The organism is Mycobacterium sp., from assembly GCF_036488105.1.
Classification (GTDB): Bacteria; Actinomycetota; Actinomycetes; order Mycobacteriales; family Mycobacteriaceae; genus Mycobacterium.
Genome location: NZ_DASXHW010000486.1, coordinates 1 through 2,019, shown reverse-complemented (window position 1 = coordinate 2,019; position 2,019 = coordinate 1). Strand labels below are relative to the sequence as shown.

Genomic DNA, 2,019 nt, shown 5'->3' with positions numbered 1-2,019 from the left:
CAGCCTGCAGACCGGCGCCACACTGATCCCGCAGCTGACCTTCGACGCCGAGCAGGCGTTGCGTGCGGTTGCCGAACACCGGATCACCGTGCTCCCCGGGCCGCCGACCATCTACCAAACCCTGCTCGACCATCCCGCCCGTAACCGCTACGACCTGAGCTCGCTGCGGTTCGCGGTCACCGGCGCGGCGACGGTGCCGGTTGTGCTGATCGAGCGGATGCAGACCGAACTCGACATCGACATCGTGCTGACCGCGTACGGCCTGACCGAGTCCAACGGGATGGGCACCATGTGCCGCGCCGCCGACGACGCGGTCACAGTGGCCACCACGTGTGGGCGGCCGATCGCGGATTTCGAGCTGCGCATCGGCGATCATGGCGAGGTGCTGCTGCGCGGTCCCAATGTGATGCTCGGCTACCTCGACGATCCGGACGCCACCGCCGCGACCGTCGACACCGACGGCTGGCTGCACACCGGCGACATCGGAAAGCTCGATGCCGCAGGCAATCTCCAGATCACCGACCGCCTGAAAGACATGTACATCTGCGGCGGCTTCAACGTCTACCCCGCCGAAATAGAGCAGGTGCTGGCCCGGCTGGACGGTGTGCTGGACTGCGCGGTGATCGGCGTACCCGACGAGCGACTCGGCGAAGTCGGCCGGGCATTCCTGGTGACCCGGCCCGACTCCGGGCTCGACGAAAGCACGGTGATCGTTTACACCCGTGAGTACTTGGCAAATTTCAAAGCCCCACGTTCGGTGAGGTTTGTCGACACGCTGCCGCGCAACGCCGGCGGCAAGGTGGTCAAACCGCTACTGCGAGAGATGGCGTAATGGATCTGCACTTCGACGACGAGACGCTGACATTTCGGCACGAGGTGCGCGACTTCCTGTCGTCGCACCGGGACGCGTTTCCGACGCGTTCGTATGACACCGCAGAGGGTTTCGAGCAACACCGCCGTTGGGACAAGGTGCTTTTCGACGCAGGACTATCGGTGATCACCTGGCCGCAGAAGTACGGTGGCCGCGACGCGACTCTGCTGCAGTGGGTGGTCTACGAGGAGGAGTACTTCCGGGCCGGTGCACCCGGCCGGGCCAGCGCCAACGGCACCTCGATGCTAGCGCCGACGCTGTTCGCCCACGGCACCGAAGAGCAGTTGGATCGGGTACTGCCGAAAATGGCCAGCGGCGAAGAGATCTGGGCGCAGGCCTGGTCGGAGCCCGAGTCCGGCAGCGACCTGGCTTCATTGCGCTCGACGGCGACTCGCACCGACGGCGGGTGGCTGCTCAACGGCCAGAAGATCTGGAGTTCACGAGCACCATTCGGCGACAGGGCGTTTGGGCTGTTCCGCTCCGATCCCGAAGCACAGCGCCACAGCGGGTTGACCTATTTCATGTTCGACCTGAAAGCTGACGGGATCACCGTGCGGCCGATCGCCCAACTCGGCGGCGATACCGGGTTCGGCGAGATCTTTCTCGACGACGTGTTCGTGCCCGACACGGACGTGATCGGCCAGGCGAACGACGGCTGGCGGGCGGCGATGAGCACGTCGAGCAACGAGCGCGGCATGTCGCTGCGCAGCCCGGCCCGGTTCCTCGCCTCCGCGGAGCGGCTCGCCGAACTATGGAAAGACAACGGCGACAGCACCTTCGGTGATCAGGTTGCTGACGCCTGGATCAAGGCGCAGGCCTATCGCCTGCACACCTTCGGCACCGTGACTCGGCTGGCCGGCGGTGGCGAACTGGGTGCGGAGTCCTCGGTCACCAAGGTGTTCTGGTCCGACCTGGACGTCGCGGTGCATCAGACCGCGTTGGAGATCCGCGGCGCCGACGGTGAACTGGCCAACTCCTGGACCGACGGGTTGCTGTTCGCATTGGGCGGCCCGATCTATGCGGGCACCAACGAAATTCAGCGCAACATCATTGCCGAGCGGCTGCTGGGACTGCCCCGTGAGAAGGCCAAATGAGATTCGATCTTGACGAACAGCAGCGCGACTTCGCCGCAAGCATCGACGCGGCAC

The 2,019-nt window shown here is 65.4% G+C and carries 1 protein-coding gene and 1 pseudogene; both read left to right on the top strand.

The features are described from left to right. Positions 1–832 (top strand): annotated as a pseudogene (fadD3, locus tag VGH54_RS25440) (3-((3aS,4S,7aS)-7a-methyl-1,5-dioxo-octahydro-1H-inden-4-yl)propanoate--CoA ligase FadD3); the annotation flags it as partial. Continuing rightward, positions 832–1,965, top strand: coding sequence for an acyl-CoA dehydrogenase family protein (locus VGH54_RS25435; RefSeq protein ID WP_331514902.1), 1,134 nt, complete (start codon positions 832–834; stop codon positions 1,963–1,965). The pseudogene fadD3 and the gene VGH54_RS25435, both read left to right, overlap by 1 nt. The last annotated feature ends 54 nt before the right edge of the window (positions 1,966–2,019 follow it).

Coding starts and splice junctions, on each gene's coding strand:
- VGH54_RS25435 (WP_331514902.1), top strand. CDS start 832: ATGGATCTGCACTTCGACGACGAGACGCTGACATTTCGGCACGAGGTG.